Source organism: Micromonospora sp. NPDC004336 (assembly GCF_053602615.1).
The window spans coordinates 14,214-29,289 of record NZ_JBSGDY010000070.1; the positions used below are offsets into that span (position 1 = coordinate 14,214).

General features: G+C 73.5%; 14 protein-coding genes. 3 read left to right on the top strand and 11 right to left on the bottom strand.

Annotation, left to right across the window (positions count from 1 at the left end):
• Positions 1–101 precede the first annotated feature (101 nt).
• From ACWENR_RS16630 to ACWENR_RS16660, 7 genes are all read right to left on the bottom strand, one after another.
• Positions 102–1,700 (bottom strand): hypothetical protein, encoded by a 1,599-nt coding sequence (locus tag ACWENR_RS16630; RefSeq protein ID WP_452277864.1) that lies wholly within the window; start codon positions 1,698–1,700, stop codon positions 102–104.
• A gap of 66 nt (positions 1,701–1,766) precedes the next feature.
• The gene (locus ACWENR_RS16635; protein WP_452277865.1) at positions 1,767–2,735 is read right to left on the bottom strand and encodes an NAD(P)/FAD-dependent oxidoreductase; all 969 of its coding nucleotides are present in this window, start codon (positions 2,733–2,735) and stop codon (positions 1,767–1,769) included.
• Between the two features lie 116 nt (positions 2,736–2,851).
• A complete protein-coding gene (locus tag ACWENR_RS16640; protein ID WP_452277866.1) occupies positions 2,852–3,505 on the bottom strand; it encodes a rhomboid family intramembrane serine protease in 654 nt (217 codons plus the stop codon).
• 115 nt (positions 3,506–3,620) lie between these two features.
• A complete protein-coding gene (locus ACWENR_RS16645) occupies positions 3,621–4,319 on the bottom strand; it encodes an aggregation-promoting factor C-terminal-like domain-containing protein (RefSeq protein WP_452277867.1) in 699 nt (232 codons plus the stop codon).
• A 270-nt stretch (positions 4,320–4,589) separates the two neighbouring features.
• On the bottom strand, positions 4,590–6,005 hold the full coding sequence (locus tag ACWENR_RS16650; protein WP_452277868.1) for a PhoH family protein: 1,416 nt from the start codon (positions 6,003–6,005) through the stop codon (positions 4,590–4,592).
• A 378-nt stretch (positions 6,006–6,383) separates the two neighbouring features.
• A complete protein-coding gene (locus ACWENR_RS16655) occupies positions 6,384–6,719 on the bottom strand; it encodes a hypothetical protein (protein ID WP_452277869.1) in 336 nt (111 codons plus the stop codon).
• A gap of 31 nt (positions 6,720–6,750) precedes the next feature.
• Entirely contained in the window at positions 6,751–7,095 is a 345-nt protein-coding gene (locus tag ACWENR_RS16660; RefSeq protein ID WP_452277870.1) for a hypothetical protein, read from the bottom strand.
• Between the two features lie 264 nt (positions 7,096–7,359).
• Between ACWENR_RS16660 and ACWENR_RS16665 the strand changes: the two genes are divergently transcribed.
• From ACWENR_RS16665 to otsB, 3 genes are all read left to right on the top strand, one after another.
• Positions 7,360–7,800: an XRE family transcriptional regulator gene (locus ACWENR_RS16665; protein ID WP_452277871.1), complete on the top strand. Its 441-nt coding sequence runs from the start codon at positions 7,360–7,362 to the stop codon at positions 7,798–7,800.
• Positions 7,801–7,962: 162 nt separating this feature from the next.
• Complete coding sequence (locus tag ACWENR_RS16670) at positions 7,963–8,316, top strand: hypothetical protein (protein ID WP_452277872.1); 354 nt, start codon at positions 7,963–7,965, stop codon at positions 8,314–8,316.
• A 178-nt stretch (positions 8,317–8,494) separates the two neighbouring features.
• Positions 8,495–9,319 carry a trehalose-phosphatase gene (gene otsB, locus ACWENR_RS16675; RefSeq protein ID WP_452277873.1) on the top strand — a complete coding sequence of 275 codons (825 nt, stop codon included), beginning with the start codon at positions 8,495–8,497 and terminating at the stop codon, positions 9,317–9,319.
• Positions 9,320–9,347: 28 nt separating this feature from the next.
• On the opposite strand, the gene ACWENR_RS16680 is transcribed toward otsB, so the two are convergent.
• From ACWENR_RS16680 to ACWENR_RS16695, 4 genes are all read right to left on the bottom strand, one after another.
• Complete coding sequence (locus ACWENR_RS16680) at positions 9,348–10,118, bottom strand: isoprenyl transferase (protein ID WP_452277874.1); 771 nt, start codon at positions 10,116–10,118, stop codon at positions 9,348–9,350.
• Positions 10,119–10,148: 30 nt separating this feature from the next.
• Positions 10,149–11,345, bottom strand: coding sequence for a geranylgeranyl reductase family protein (locus ACWENR_RS16685; protein WP_452277875.1), 1,197 nt, complete (start codon positions 11,343–11,345; stop codon positions 10,149–10,151).
• Positions 11,346–11,849: 504 nt separating this feature from the next.
• The gene (locus tag ACWENR_RS16690; protein WP_452277876.1) at positions 11,850–12,710 is read right to left on the bottom strand and encodes a hypothetical protein; all 861 of its coding nucleotides are present in this window, start codon (positions 12,708–12,710) and stop codon (positions 11,850–11,852) included.
• A 43-nt stretch (positions 12,711–12,753) separates the two neighbouring features.
• Positions 12,754–14,595 carry a phosphoenolpyruvate carboxykinase (GTP) gene (locus tag ACWENR_RS16695; protein WP_452277877.1) on the bottom strand — a complete coding sequence of 614 codons (1,842 nt, stop codon included), beginning with the start codon at positions 14,593–14,595 and terminating at the stop codon, positions 12,754–12,756.
• Positions 14,596–15,076 lie beyond the last annotated feature (481 nt).

A 15,076-nucleotide genomic window follows, 5' to 3' on the forward strand; every position in this document is an offset into this window, starting at 1 on the left:
CGCTGACCAGGCCCGGCAGGCCGAGGGCCTGGTCCGCTGACCGCCGCTGACCAGGCCTGGCCGGCCAGGGAGCCGCCGGCCCGCCACGCACCCGCGCGGGATCAGCGGGGCGGTCCGGCGGGGCCCGCCGGCCAGGGCGGGTCGGCCCGCGGGGCGGGCGCCACGACCAGCCGGGCCGCCCGCCAGCCCAGCAGCAGCCCCGGCACGGTGGCAGCCACGGCGAGCAGCAGCGCGGTGTGGGTGTGCGCGGGCCGGCCGTAGAGCCAGCCGACCAGCGGCAATGCGGTCAGCGTCACGGTCAGGGCGGCGGCCAGCAGCACCTCGACCGTCCATCGCCCGCGCGCACCGGACAGCCCGACCGACGCCAGGCCCGACAGCGCCAGCAGGGCCAGCAGGGCGGCGGCCAGTCCGACGAGGCCCAGCATCCAGACGAACAGCAGATTCGACCAGGTCAACGCCAGCATGACCCACGCGGTGACCGCGAGCAGGGCCAGCGGGACCGGCCGCCAGCGGGCGGTGCCCGTTCGTGTCCCCACCCGCCCGGCCGCCACCGCGAGCACCGACGCGACCAGCGTGAGGCCCAGGGCCAGGGCCAGGAGCGGATCGTCGCGCCGGTCCCCGGGGGTGCTCCGGCCGAGTGCCGGTGGCCGCCCGTCGAACGGATATCCCGCGACCTTCCCGTCCCCGGCGAAGCCGATCCGCTCCCAGCTTCCGTCGGGCCGGCGGAGGGCGAAACCGTCCCGGCCGTTGGCCACCAGCACGACGTGCTGGCCGTCGCCGGTGTCACGCACCGTCAGCTCCTGCGTGGCGAGCCGCTCCCCACGCTGCCCCGGGTCCGGGTACTGCCGGCGGAGGATGGCCCGCTGCGCCTCGGTCGCTCCCCAGGCGCGACGCCAGCTGCGACCCCCGTCTTCGCTCTGCTCCACGGCGAGCTGACCGGGGACCACCCGGTAACAGCGCGTCGGCGTAGCGGTCGAGCAGCCCCGGCTGACGGCGCCGGTATCCGGCCTCTTCGCACCGGTCAACGCCTCGATCTCGCCCCGCGTCGGGTCGCGCCAGGTCGTCCCCGCGTCGTCGCTCACCCGCCAGTCGGGACCCTCGGCGAAGACCTTGTCCGCGTAGCCGTGGCCGATTCCAGCCGCCAACCGTTCGTCGAGGACCGCCGCCCGGACGGCGTCGGGGTAGTGGACGGCGCTGGTGGCCGCCACCGCCAGCGTCGCCGCGGGCAGCAGCACCAGCAATCGGACCAGCCGGGCCGAACGCCGCCGCAGGGGTTCCCGCCGCGCCCGGGACCAGGTCCACGCCGCGAGGCCGAGCGCCGGCAGGGCGAACAGGTCGGTCGGGTCCGCCCGGACCAGCGACGGTCCGCTGACGGCGCTCCACGCCGCCGAGGCGGCGGCTGCGGCGTACCCGCTGGACTTGACCGCGGTGAAGCCGGCGGCCACCAGACCGAGCCCCACGCCTGCGGCGACGCGGGCCGGCAGCCGCGGCGCCAGCAGCGTGAGCAGCACCGCGACCAGCGGCGGCGCGACGAGCAGACCGGCGAGGTCGCTGAGCTTCCCGGTCACCGGGCCGGGCGCGGCCAGCTTGAGCAGGTGGTCGTTGACGACGAGGAGGACGAGGGCGGCGACTGTCGCGGGATGCCCCAGCCAGGCCAAGGTCACCGACGCGCCGTCGCGGTGCCGGGGCGGAGCGCTCATCGGCCCACCGTCGCAGCCACCGGTCTCGATCCGGCCACGGCCGGGGCAGCATCCGGTACCGGTGCGTCAGGTGCCGTCGGAGGAGTGCCCGGGGAAGAGGTGCGCGCTCGGGTCGATGGCCACCGCCGCGTTGTTCACCGCCGTGGCGGCCTCGCCGAAGCCGGTGGCGATGAGTCGCACCTTGCCCGGATACTCGGTGATGTCCCCGGCGGCGAAGACGCGCGGCAGGTTGGTCGCCATCGCGCTGTCGACCACGATGTGCCGGCGGTCCAGGCGCAGCCCCCACTCGGCCAGCGGGCCGAGGTCGGCGGTGAAGCCGAGGGCGGCGACCACCGTGTCCACCGGCAGCAGCTCGGCCGCGCCGCCGCGTACGGTGATCTCGGCGCCGGTGACCGCGCCGTCGCCGTGCAGCCCGGTCACCTCGGCGTTGACGATCACGCGCACCGGCAGCTCCAGCACCCGGGCGACGGTGGCGGCGTGGGCGCGGAACTTCTCCCGCCGGTGCACCAGCGTGACCGACCGGGCCAGCGGCTGGAGCGTCAGCGCCCAGTCGAAGGCGGAGTCGCCGCCGCCGACGATCAGCACGTCCCGCCCGGACAGCTCGGCCGGCTGCGGCACGAAGTAGACGATGCCCGCGCCGACGAAGTGCTCCGCCACCGGCAGCGGGCGGGGCGTGAAGCTGCCCAGCCCGCCGGTGACGACGACCGCCCCGCAGCGGAGCTGCTCGCCGCCGGCGAGGCCGAGCACCGGCCGCCCGTCGACGTGGGAGAGCTTCTCCGCGCGGGCGCCGAGCAGGTAGAGCGGGTCGAACGGGGCCGCCTGGGCGACGAGGTTGGCGACCAGGTCCCGCCCCTTGACCGCCGGGAAGCCGGCCACGTCGTGGATGAGCTTCTCCGGGTACATTGCGGTGATCTGGCCGCCGGGCTCGGGCAGCGCGTCGACGACCGCGACGGAGAGCCCGCGGAATCCGGCGTAGTACGCCGCGAAAAGCCCGGCCGGACCGGCCCCGATCACCGCGACATCGACCTCGCGCATGGGCGTACCGTCGCTTTCCGCTCACGGATCAACGCGTGCTGATCCCGACGGTAGGGCCGGCGGAGGGCCCGGGCAAGCACGTCCCACCGGCTCGCGCGGCACCGGCGCGTCGAGGCTCAGGGCATGCTGAGGGTGGACTCCGAGCGGTGGGGGCCGCCGAGGTCGTCGCGGCGGCGGCGGAAGACGATGGCGGCGACCGCCCCGCCGAGCAGCCCGAACAGGTGCCCCTGCCAGGAGATCCGCTCGTCGGTGGGGAGGATGCCGACCAGCTGCCAGCCGTAGAGCAGGCCGACCAGCAGGAAGACCGCGAAGTTCCACCAGCTCCGCTCGACGATGCCGCGCATGAGCAGGATGCCGAGGTAGCCGAAGATGACGCCGCTGGCCCCGACCACCACCGAGTTGGACGAGCCGGTGAACCACACCCCCAGCCCGCTGACCAGGACGATGACGAGCGTCGACCAGAGGAAGCGGCGGGCGCCGGCGGCGAGCACGAACGTGCCGAGCAGGATCAGCGGGATGCTGTTGCTGTAGAGGTGGTCGAAGCCGTGGTGCAGGAACGGCGAGAAGAACACCCCGTCGAGCCCGTCGATGCGCTTCGGGATGATCCCGGCGGCGGTGTCGAAGCCGGCCGCCAGCCCCTGGTCGAGGGCCTCGATGAGGAACAGGAACGGCACCACCGCGCACATGGCGACGAAGGCCCGGCCGAGGGCGGCGTAGAACGCCTCGGTGCCGAACCGGTGCGGGTCGCCGCTTCCCGGGTGCAGGTTCACCCGTCAAGAGCTATCAGGTGACGGCCGGTGCCGCCACTCCTGCGCCGATCCGGGCGCGGAACGACGACGGCGGGATGTGCGGACACCCACACACCCCGCCGAGGTCGTCGAACGGTCAGTACCAGCCCACGTCCTGGGAGTGCGCCCAGGCCTTGCAGGGCGAGCCGTAGCGGCCCTCGATGTAGCCGAGACCCCACTTGATCTGGGTCGCCGGGTTGGTCTGCCAGTCGTCGGCGACCGAGCCCATCTTGCTGCCCGGCAGCGCCTGCGGGATGCCGTACGCGCCGGAGGAGGGGTTGCGGGCCTTGTGGTTCCAGCCGCTCTCCTTGTTCCAGAGCCTGTCCAGGCAGGGGAACTGGTCCATCCCGAAGCCGGCCTTCACCATGAGCGCGCAGCCGACCTCGCGGTTGCCGCTGTATTCCGCGCAGGACGCCGGGATCGGCCCGTCGTACGGCTTGCTCTCGGCGGCCTTCTCCGCGGCGGCCTTGGCGGCGTCCTCGCGGGCCTTCTTGCGCGACGCGGCGGCGGCCTCGGCCTCGCGGGCCCGCTTGGCGGCCTCCTTGGCCGCGGCGGCGGCGCGCAGCTTGGCCTGGTATTCGGCGGCCCGCTGCTTCGCGGACTGCACCTGGTGCGCGGCGTGCCGTTCGCGCTGGTAGTCCAGCTCGGCCTGCTCGACGGCCACACTGGCCTGCGAGGTCAGGCCCTGTTGCTGGGTCTGGCGGTCTTCGCCCAGGTAGACACCGCCGGCCACGCCCACGGAGAGCAGCGCGACAGCGGCCGTGCGGGCGCCGAACCGGCTCCACAGCCGACTCACGAAGTGGTCCCTTCGTCGGGGGCAAGGACACGGCGCGGAGCGCCCCTGATCGGGGGAGGGCCCGCGCCGCGAGCGCCCCGACCCTGTGCCGGTCGCAGCCGACGCACCGGGGTGGGAGATGTCGGTGTGACGAACGATCACCAACGATCTTTTCGGTGCGTGGGCGCTCGTTGGACACGATCGCGCACAGTGAGGCCGATGGGAAACCAAGGGGCCCTAATGTGACCTGCGTCACTTAAATTATGCGGACAAAGCACCATAAAACAGTCATCACTGCGGGATGTCCTCCAGGAGGTCCGTCACCATCGCGGCGATCGGCGACCGCTCCGAACGGCTGAGGGTGACGTGGGCGAAGAGGGGATGGCCCTTGAGCGCCTCGATCACCGCCGTCACCCCGTCGTGCCGCCCGACGCGCAGATTGTCCCGCTGCGCCACGTCGTGGGTGAGCACCACCCGGGAGCCCTGGCCGATCCGGGAGAGCACCGTCAGCAGCACCCCGCGCTCCAGCGACTGCGCCTCGTCCACGATCACGAAGGCGTCGTGCAGGCTGCGGCCCCGGATGTGGGTCAGCGGCAGCACCTCCAGCAGGCCGCGCGAGGTGACCTCCTCCAGCACGTTCTCGTGCACCACGGCGCCGAGGGTGTCGAAGACCGCCTGCGCCCAGGGCGACATCTTCTCCGACTCGGAGCCGGGGAGATAGCCCAGCTCCTGCCCGCCCACGGCGTAAAGCGGGCGGAAGACGACCACCTTCCTGTGCCGGCGGCGCTCCATCACCGCCTCCAGCCCCGCGCAGAGGGCCAGCGCCGACTTGCCCGTCCCGGCCCGCCCGCCCAGCGACACGATGCCGACCGACTCGTCGAGCAGCAGGTCGAGGGCGATCCGCTGCTCGGCCGAGCGGCCGTGCAGCCCGAACGCCTCCCGGTCGCCGCGCACCAGCCGCACCGTCTTGTCGGGCAGCACCCGGCCGAGCGCGGAGCCGCGGCCGGAGTGCAGCACCAGGCCCGTGTGGCAGGGCAGCCCGGCGGCGGCGTCCACGTCGAGGGCGTCGCCGGCGTAGAGCCGGCCGATCTGCTCCTCCGTCAGCTCCAGCTCGGCCATCCCCGTCCAGGTGGGGTCGCTGGCCTGGCCGTGCCGGTACTCGTCGGCCCGCAGGCCCACCGAGGCGGCCTTGACCCGCAGCGGCATGTCCTTGCTGACCAGGGTCACCTCCCGCCCCTCGGCGGCGAGGTTCAGCGCGACGGAGAGGATCCGCGCGTCGTTGGAGTCGGTGCGGAAGCCCGGCGGCAGCACGCCGTCGTCCGAGTGGTTGAGCTCCACCCGCAGCGTGCCGCCGGAGTCGTTGGCCGGCACCGGACGGTCGAGCCGCCCGTGCCGGACCCGCAGCTCGTCCAGCATGCGCAGGGACTGCCGGGCGAACCAGCCCAGCTCCGGGTGGTGCCGCTTGCCCTCCAGCTCGGAGATGACCACGAGCGGCAGGACCACCTCGTGCTCGGCGAAGCGGTGGAAGGCCGCCGGGTCGGAGAGGAGGACCGAGGTGTCCAGGACGAACGCCTGGCCTGCTGGTCGCGGCTCCTCTGCGTCGACCGGAGCGGCGGACGGGCCGCGGCGGCTCCGGGTGGTGCGGCGGGTCGTGGCAGTCGCGGCCGTGGTCTGGTCGGCCCCGGCGGTCGTACGGCGAGTCGTCACAGGCCTGCTCCGACGGATGGGCACCCGCCACCCGCGTTCCGCCTCCTCCGGTGCCCGGGGACACGGGGTCGGATGCGGAACCCCGTGCGCGAGGTCGCAGATCCGGGCGGACCGGCTGGCCCGGGAGAACCCCGCGCCATGCCTAGACGCTAGCGGCGTCGGACCCTCCGGGCTAGAGGGCGATCGTGGATCTCCGGGGGCCGGCGCGTGAACGGGCGGCGGCGGAGCCGGCCGGGATGCATGCCCCCTGCGCGCATCCCGGCCGGTGGGACCACCGTCACCGGTCTGACGTGGTCCCGACGGTGCGTGTCCGCCGCGGACGACGCACCGCGCCCTGGGTGCCGACCGGCGGGGCCTCGGGATCCCCGCCGACCGGTCTCAACCGGTCCGCCGGACGAGGGTGCCGGTCGGCTGCCGCCCGGTCACCGGGGCGGCCGGCGTCGCGAACGACGAGCCGGTGTACGTGGTGCCGGGCCGGACCACCGTGCCGGTGACCCGGGCGGCGGTGGGCGGCGGGCCGGCCAGCGCGGACGCGATGGCCGCCTGGGCGTCGCGGCGCCGGCGGTTCCAGGCGCCCCGGTCGCCGTCGAAGTAGCCCTGGCGGTAACCGAACCGGTAGCCGATCCGGTAGCTGAGCTGGCCGTGCAGCCGGCCGGCGGCGTAGCTCGTGGCGCCGAGGAGCAGGACGAGGAAGACCGCGAGGAAGGGGCTCATCCGGCGGCTCCGGCGCGCCGCGGGTGGCCGGTCATCGCTCCTCCGGCCCGGCCGGGGCGGGACCGGCGACCAGGAGCCGGTCCAGGTCGTCCGTGCTGACCTCCTCGACCAGCTCGACGCTGATCCGACAGCCGTCCAGGACGACCTCGGCCACCGAGGAGCGGCGGATCTCACCGCCGGCGTCGTACACCCGGACGCTCAGTTCCGGGCAGCCGAGATGGGTGCGCCAGGCGTCCCACTCGGCGCGGTCGCCGACGCTGAGCGACAGGTAACGGCAGCCCCGGGCGAGGTAGAGGCGCCAGGGCGCGCTCAGGCCCGCGGCCACTCCCTCCGCGATCAGGCCGAAGGCCTGGGCCCGGGTGGCTAGTTCGGTCACCACACCCCCCTCGCGTCGGGGGCGTGACGCATGTGAGCACCGATCGTCTCATGCACGTGACACACCGTAGGTTGTCTCATGGGCGTGACAGTATCAGCTTTTCGTGCGATTACTCCGGCCACTACGGGCATCTATTCTGCCCAGGTGACACCCCTCAGGAGCAGTGCCGGATCGTTTACCGGCACACCCGAAATCGCGTCACGTCCGCGTGACAGCAGCGTGCCGGGGCGGGCGCCGGTGGCCGGCTGGTCGTACCGTCACGACGTGACCGAGACGGCCAACGCACGGAAGATCGCCTTCGCCACCTTCGTCCGTCGGGCACTCGACGAGGCCCGGGCCACCCGAGCCTGGAGCGGCACCGAGGTCTCGCGGCGCACCGGCGTCTCCCGGCAGACCATCAACCGCTGGGTCCGGGGCGACTGGGCCAGCGACCCGGAGGCCGAGCGCGTGGTGGCGTTCTGCGAGGGGCTCGGGCTCAACCCGGCGACCGCCTTCGCCGCCCTCGGCTGGGACCGGACGGCGACGCCCCGCGACACCCCCGCCCCGCCGCCGATGGACCCCGACGTGGAGGCGCTGCTGCGCCGGCTCGTGGACCCCGACGTCTCCGACGCGGAGAAGTTCCACATCCGGGAAACCATCCGTTACCTCGCATACCGCCCCACCCTGCCGGTGGGTGTCCGAAAACGAGGTAAACAGGCCGGCTAGTTCCTCAGATGGCGAAAGAACGGCAGGTCAGACTCATTCGTTTCGCTCCGGGGCCGGAACGGGCGCGCTAGCGTCCCTATTCGTACTGCTTGGGCTCGTCGTCGGCGGGGGGACGGGACAAGGCCGAACCCAGCCCTGCGGGACAGAAGGAGGGGTCTGTCCATGACCCTGAAGTGGATGGCAGTCGTCGTCGCCACCGTGTCGGTGACACTGGGCGTGACCGGAAACGTGGTGACCCTGGCGGTCAACGGCGGGCAGCTTCCCCTGCTCGTCAACCTCCTCGCGCTCACCACCGCCGGCACCGCGGTCGTCCTGGCCGTGGTGGCCGAGCTGCACGACCGGCTGAACGACCGGATCAGCGCGCTCACCGACTTCCTGGTGAACCGGCTGAAGGAGATCGAGGAACGCTCCGGCGACCGCAACACCGGCTTCGTGGAGGGCTACCTGCTCAGCCACGGCCAGGAGGCGGCCGTCGTGCCGTTCGGGCGGCGGGGACGGGGAGCCGCCGAACGCTGACCTCGCCACGCCCGCCCGCCGCGCCGTGCCGCAACAGGCCGCACGCGCCGCCATAGACCGCACGCGCCGTGCCGCATAGGCCGCACGCGCCGCGCCGCACGCGCCCGTCGGACGCCCGGGCCGGGACGCCGCCGCTCGGCCGGGAATGAGCCGACCCGACCGGGGTACGCTGACGCGCGTGCCGCCGTTGAACCTGGGCAACCAGCAGCCGCAGACCCCGTTGGACGCCGACCGGGCCTGGCGGACGACCGCCCGACGGGCGGCCGGGACCGTGCTCTTCTTCGACTTCGACGGCACCCTGGCACCGGTCGACGACGACCCCACCGCGGTCCGGCCCGCGCCGAAGGTGCTCGCCGCGATCGAGGCGCTCGCCCCCGTCGTACGGCGGGTCGCGATCGTCTCCGCGCGGCCGGTGGAGTTCCTCCGCGACCACCTCGGCGGCCTGGCCGGCATCGACCTCTACGGCCTCTACGGGCTGGAGCACAGCCATTCCGGCGGGGAGACGGTGACCGAGCCGGCGGCCCTGCCGTGGGTGCCCACCATGGCCGAGCTGGCCGAGCAGGCCCGGGCCGAGCTGCCCGAGGGCGCGCTGGTGGAATACAAGCGGCTCTCCGTCGCGCTGCACTGGCGCACGGCGCCCCAGCTCGGCGAGTCGGTGGAGCGGTGGGGTCGGGCCCAGGCCGAACGCCTCGGGCTCAAGGTCCAGGCCGGGCGCATGGTGCTGGAGCTCAAGCCGCCGGTCGACCGGGACAAGGGCATGGTCATCGACGAGCTGGTCCGCGACGCCGAGGGCGCCTGGTACTTCGGCGACGACGTCTCCGACATCAGGGCCTTCGCCGCGCTGCGCGCCCGGGCCGCCGCCGATCCGCACTTCTTCGGCGTCTGCGTCGCCGTCGCCAACCCCGAGACCGGCCACGAGGTCGCCGAGGCGGCCGACCTGACCCTCGACTCCCCCGCCGCCCTGGGCGACTTCCTCACCGACGCCGCCCGGCACCTCGCCTGACCCGCCCCGTGGCGCGGGCCGCCGGGCGTCAGGCGCCGTAGCGGCGCTGGCGGTTGGCGTAGGAGCGCAGGGCGCGGAGGAAGTCGATGTGCCGGAAATCCGGCCAGTTCAGCTCGCAGAAGTAGAACTCCGAGTGGGCGGACTGCCAGAGCATGAAGCCGGAGAGGCGCTGCTCGCCGCTGGTGCGGATGACCAGGTCCGGATCGGGCTGGCCGCGGGTGTAGAGGTGCTCCGCGATGTGCTCGACATCGAGCACCTCGGCCAGCTCCTCGATGGTGCCGCCCGCGGCGGCGTGCTCCAGCAGCAGCGAACGCACCGCGTCGGTTATCTCCCGCCGGCCGCCGTAGCCGACCGCGATGTTGACCTCGGCTCCGCCGCTGCGCTCGCGGGTGCGCTCCTCGGCGGCCTTGAGCGCCGCGGCGGTCGACGCCGGGAGCAGGTCGAGCGCGCCGACCATGCGCAGCCGCCAGGGGTTGCCCTCCTCGGCCAGCTCGACCACCAGGTCCTCGATGATCTGCAGCAGCGGGTCGAGCTCCTTGGCCGGCCTCCGCAGGTTGTCGGTGGCCAGGAGATAGAGCGTGACGTGGCCGATGCCGGCCTGGTCGCACCAGCCCAGCACGTGTTTGATCTTGGCGGCGCCGACCCGGTGACCGTCGTTCGGGTCGACGAAGCCCATCTCCCGGGCCCATCTGCGGTTACCGTCGCACATCACGCCGACGTGCCGGGGCACCGGCTTGCCCGCGAGCTTGGCCGTGAGCCGGCGCTCGTACACCGAATAGATCAGGTCCCGCAGAGTCATCACCTTCAGCGTAGCGACCCGCCCCACGGATCACCGCCTCGGATGGCGATCCCACGCCGGCAGACCGATGCCGATCATGGCCAGGGTGCGGGCGTCGAGCCGCCCGTCGCCCAGCCCCAGCTCGACCACCGTCCGGTAGACCCGGTCGTCCCGGCGGGCCGCGTGGACCGCCGCGTCCACCACCCGCCGGCGCCGGGCCAGCCACGCCGCGAACGAGCTGTGCCGCAGGTGGCCGCCGAGCCGGCCCCGCAGCGCCGCCGCGTACCGCCGGGCGGCCCGCTCGGGCGAGCCGGCCGCCGCCGCGCCGGCGAGCGCGCCGGAGAGCAGGGCGTAGAAGATGCCCTCGCCCGTGAACGGATTGATCAGCGAGAGCGCGTCGCCGGCCAGCACCACCCGGTCGCGCCCGGGCGGGGGCCGGTGCGTCGACAGCGGCAGATGGTGGGCCCGCAGGTCCGTCACCGCGGCGGGATCCGTGCCCGGCAGCAGCGCGCCGAGTCGCTCCACCAGGTGCGTCCGGCTCAGCGGCTCGCCCCGCAGCACCTCCCCGTACCCCACGTTCGCCCGGCCGTCGCCGATCGGAAACGACCAGGCGTACGCCGGCCAGCGCGGCGCCGAGGTGACGATGAGCTGCTCGGGCGGGCCGGGCAGCGCGGGCGCGTACCCCCGGATGGCGAGCGCCAGGTGGCGGTCCGGATTCGGACGGTGCCCGAGCGCCCGCCGGACGACCGACCCGGCGCCGTCCGCGCCGACCACCGCCCGCGCCGCCAGCCCGCCGTCGAGCACCACCCGGTCGGGCCGGACCTCGACGTGCCGCACCGCGTGCCGGCGCAGCCGCGCGCCGGCCGCGACCGCCGCCGCCACCAGCCGGGCGTCGAAGACCTTCCGGGGCACGGTGTACGCGGGCCGCGGCAGCGCCCGCGCCACGGTGCCGCCGCCCGGGCCGACCAGCCGGAGCGCCGGCAGAGGCGCGTACCCGGCCACCGCGTCGGGCACCCCCAGCTCGTCCAGTACGTCCAGCGCGTGCGCGGCGACGCCGTCCCCGCACGCCTTGTCCCGGGGAAAATCGGACCGGTCCAGCAGCAGTACGCTCGCCCCCGCCCGCCGGGCCGCCAGCGCCGCGGCCGACCCCGCCGGTCCGGCCCCGACCACCACCACGTCGAACTCGTCCCCCACGGATTCGTCGCCCACGCGTCGCCTCCCACCGCCGGTCCGGCTCCCTGCGGCCATCCTGCCGCCGGAGACGCCCGGCGCGACGAAACCCGCCCGGCACGTCGGCGGAACTCCCGGAACCGCCACGACGCCGGCACGCGCCGACACGGCACCACGGCACCACGGCACCACGGCACCACGGCACCACCGACGATGCGGTAACGCGGCGGCACGGCAATCCGGCAACGCGGCGAGCGGCAACCCGGCAACGCGGCGAAGCGGCGAAGCGGCGAGTGCAAGAGATCTTGGTAGGTACGGGCCCCTCAGGGGGCATTTTCCTGCCAAGATCGGCAAGAGGCCGCTCTGGGCGAGGGCCAGGTGGCGGTTGGTGGGCGCGGCGGGGCAGCCGCTGGGAACCGGGGGCGGGAGCGGTCTCACGGACGGGGCAGCTCGACAGCGTGGAGGTGCCCTACGCCGACCCCGACAGCCGATCCCCGCGGGCGGCGCGCCAGAGAAGGACGCGCCCCTATGCCGGCCCGGCGGTCGATCGGCGCGGGCGGGGCGCCAGAGACGGACGCGCCCCTATGCCGGCCCGGCGGATCGTTCGGCGCGGGTGGCGCGCCGGAGGCCGTAGAGCGTCAGCGCGGCGGCGGCCACCAGCGGAGCGCCGTCACGGATCAGGCCGTCGGCGCCGAGCAGCCACCAGCACAGCGGCAGGTCGACGGCGAGCACGACGGCGGTGACGACCAGCAGCAGTGTGCGCGCCCAGTGCCTGCCGCGCATCAGGAACGCGGTGCAGAAGAGCACCGCGTAGCTGGTGGCGATGCCGGCCGCGAACCAGAACAGCACGGCGGGCACGGCGGTCAGCCGGTCGTCCAGCACGGCCGCCCCGGCGACCAGGGCCGGGACCAGCATCAGCGGGCTGTACGTGAACGCGGCGACCCGGCTGGTGAGCAGCCAGCCGCTGACCTCCGGCCGGCGGGGCGGAGCCTCCCGCCAGGAGATGCCCTGCCGGTCGATGACCAGGCGGGGCCGGTGGCGCACCAGGTGCCCGGAGACCGCGGGCGAGCGGTAGAGCAGCCAGACCACGGCCACGCAGAGCGCGGTGAGCAGGGCGAACCCGAGCAGCCCGGGCAGCGGCGGCACCCCCTGCCGGGGCACGATCAGCCGCCCGACGGCGAACACGGTCGTCACCGCGAGGATCAGCCCGAACGGTCGGGCCACCGTCCGGCCGCGACGGACGTGCCCGATGAGCAGCAGGAAGCCGAGCGACCGGAGCATGGCCCAGCCGGTGCGTACGGCCAGCCCGAAGCCCTGCTCCGGGGCGTACCACCAGTTGAGCAGCTCGACCACGACGGTGGCCGCCGCGGTCAGCGCGAGCAGCGTGGTCAGCGCCCGGACGGCGGACGGCCGCCGGACCTGGGTCTCGGCGGCCGTCCTCATGGGATCCGATGATGCCCGTTGCGGGCGTCGGTCACACCTGTCCTCAGCGCTGCGGCTCCGCGTCGAGCCGGGCGCGCAGCGCGTCCAGCTCGGCCCAGAGCACGCCCGGCAGCTTGTCGCCGAACTTCTCGAACCACTCGGTGACCAGCGGGAGCTCCTTGCGCCACTCCTCCGGGTCGACCTTGAGCGCGATCCGGACGTCCTCCGGGGTCATGTCGAGGCCGTCGACGTCGAGCGCGTCCTGGGCCGGGACCATGCCGATCGGGGTCTCCACCGCCTCGGCGCGCCCCTCGATCCGCTCGATGATCCACTTGAGCACGCGGGAGTTCTCGCCGAAGCCGGGCCAGAGGAAGCTGCCCTCCGGGTCCTTGCGGAACCAGTTGACGTAGTAGATCTTCGGCAGCTTGGACTCGTCGCCGTCGGCGCCCTTGCCCATCTCGATCCAGTGCCGGAAGTAGTCACCGGCGTGGTAGCCGATGAACGGCAGCATCGCCATCGGGTCGCGCCGGACGACGCCGACCGCGCCGGAGGCGGCGGCGGTGGTCTCCGAGGAGAGCGTCGCGCCCATGTAGACGCCGTGCACCCAGTCGCGGGCCTCGGTGACCAGCGGGATGGTGTCCCGGCGACGGCCACCGAACAGGATCGCGTCGATCGGCACGCCGTTCGGGTCGTAGTAGTCCTCCGCCAGGATCGGGCACTGCGTGATCGGGGTGCAGAACCGGCTGTTCGCGTGCGAGGAGAGGCTGTCGCTCTCCGGCGTCCAGTCGTTGCCCTTCCAGTCGATCAGATGGGCCGGCGGCTCGCCCATGCCCTCCCACCAGATGTCCCCGTCGTCGGTCAGGGCCACGTTGGTGAAGATGGAGTTGCCGCGGTCCAGCGTCCGCATGGCGTTGGCGTTGGTCTTCCAGTCGGTGCCGGGCGCGACGCCGAAGAGGCCGTACTCGGGGTTCACCGCGTAGAGGCGGCCGTCGGGGCCGAAGCGCATCCAGGCGATGTCGTCGCCGATGGTCTCGACCTTCCAGCCCGGGACGGTCGGCTCCAGCATGGCGAGGTTGGTCTTGCCGCAGGCGGACGGGAACGCGCCGGCGATGTGGTAGACCTTGCCCTCCGGCGAGGTGATCTTGAGGATCAGCATGTGCTCGGCGAGCCAGCCCTCGTCGCGGCCCATCACGCTGGCGATCCGCAGCGAGTAGCACTTCTTGCCCAGCAGCGAGTTGCCGCCGTAGCCGGAGCCGAAGGACCAGATCTCCCGGGTCTCCGGGAAGTGCGAGATGTACTTGGTCTCGTTGCACGGCCAGGCCACGTCCTGCTGGCCGGCGGCGAGCGGGGCGCCGATGGAGTGCAGCGCGTGGACGAAGTCCGCGTCGTCGCCCATGGCCTCGAGGACCTTCGCGCCCATCCGGGTCATGATGCGCATCGAGGCGACCACGTACGGGCTGTCGGTGATCTCGACACCGAACATGGGGCTCTCGGCCTCGACCGGGCCCATGCAGAACGGGATGACGTACATGGTGCGGCCGCGCATGCTGCCGCGGTACAGCTCCGTCATCGTCCGCTTCATCTCGGCCGGCGCCATCCAGTTGTTGGTGGGGCCGGCGTCCGCCTCGTCGACGGAGCAGATGAAGGTGCGCTCCTCGACCCGGGCGACGTCCGTCGGGTCGGTGCGCGCGTAGAACGAGTTGGGCTTCTTCTCCGGGTTGAGCCGGATCAGGGTGCCGGCCTCGACCAGCTCATCGGTGAGGCGACGCCACTCCTCGTCGGACCCGTCCACCCAGACGACGCGGTCGGGGGTGGTCAGTTCAGCGACCTCACGGACCCAGGCGAGCAGTTTGGGGTGGGACGTCGGGGCCTGATCGATACCCCGAACGGTAGCCGGAGCAACCATGACACATCTCCTTGGTGGTCGACGCTGACCGATCTATGGGATGCACGAGTCTTGACGGCGCTGTGCGTCCTTAACGGCGCGGTGCGTCGCCCTTCGTGGAAACCTGGGATTGGCCTCAGCGTAAACCGGGTGGCGTCGCCAGTCAGTGGGACTGGTTGTGAAGAACTGCACAAGGTGCGGTCACGCTGCGGCATCACGAGCTAATACCCGCTTTCGCGCGCAGTTTCACGCAAATCCTGTGGGAAACCCTCGGCGGCCGGGCAGCCGCGTCCCGTCGACGGAACCGGCGAACCGCCCCATGGCGCCGCCCCGACTCGTTACGCTCTGTCCACAGGCGCACACCCGGGCGGGTCGCTCGCCGTTGCTACCCGTGCGGGATGCCCCCAGCCGGTAGGCTCGGCGTCGTGGCCGCGACGATGACCGGGGAGCCAGGCTCCCGGCAGACCCGCCGGGGTCTGGTCCACGCACTGGTCGAGCGTTT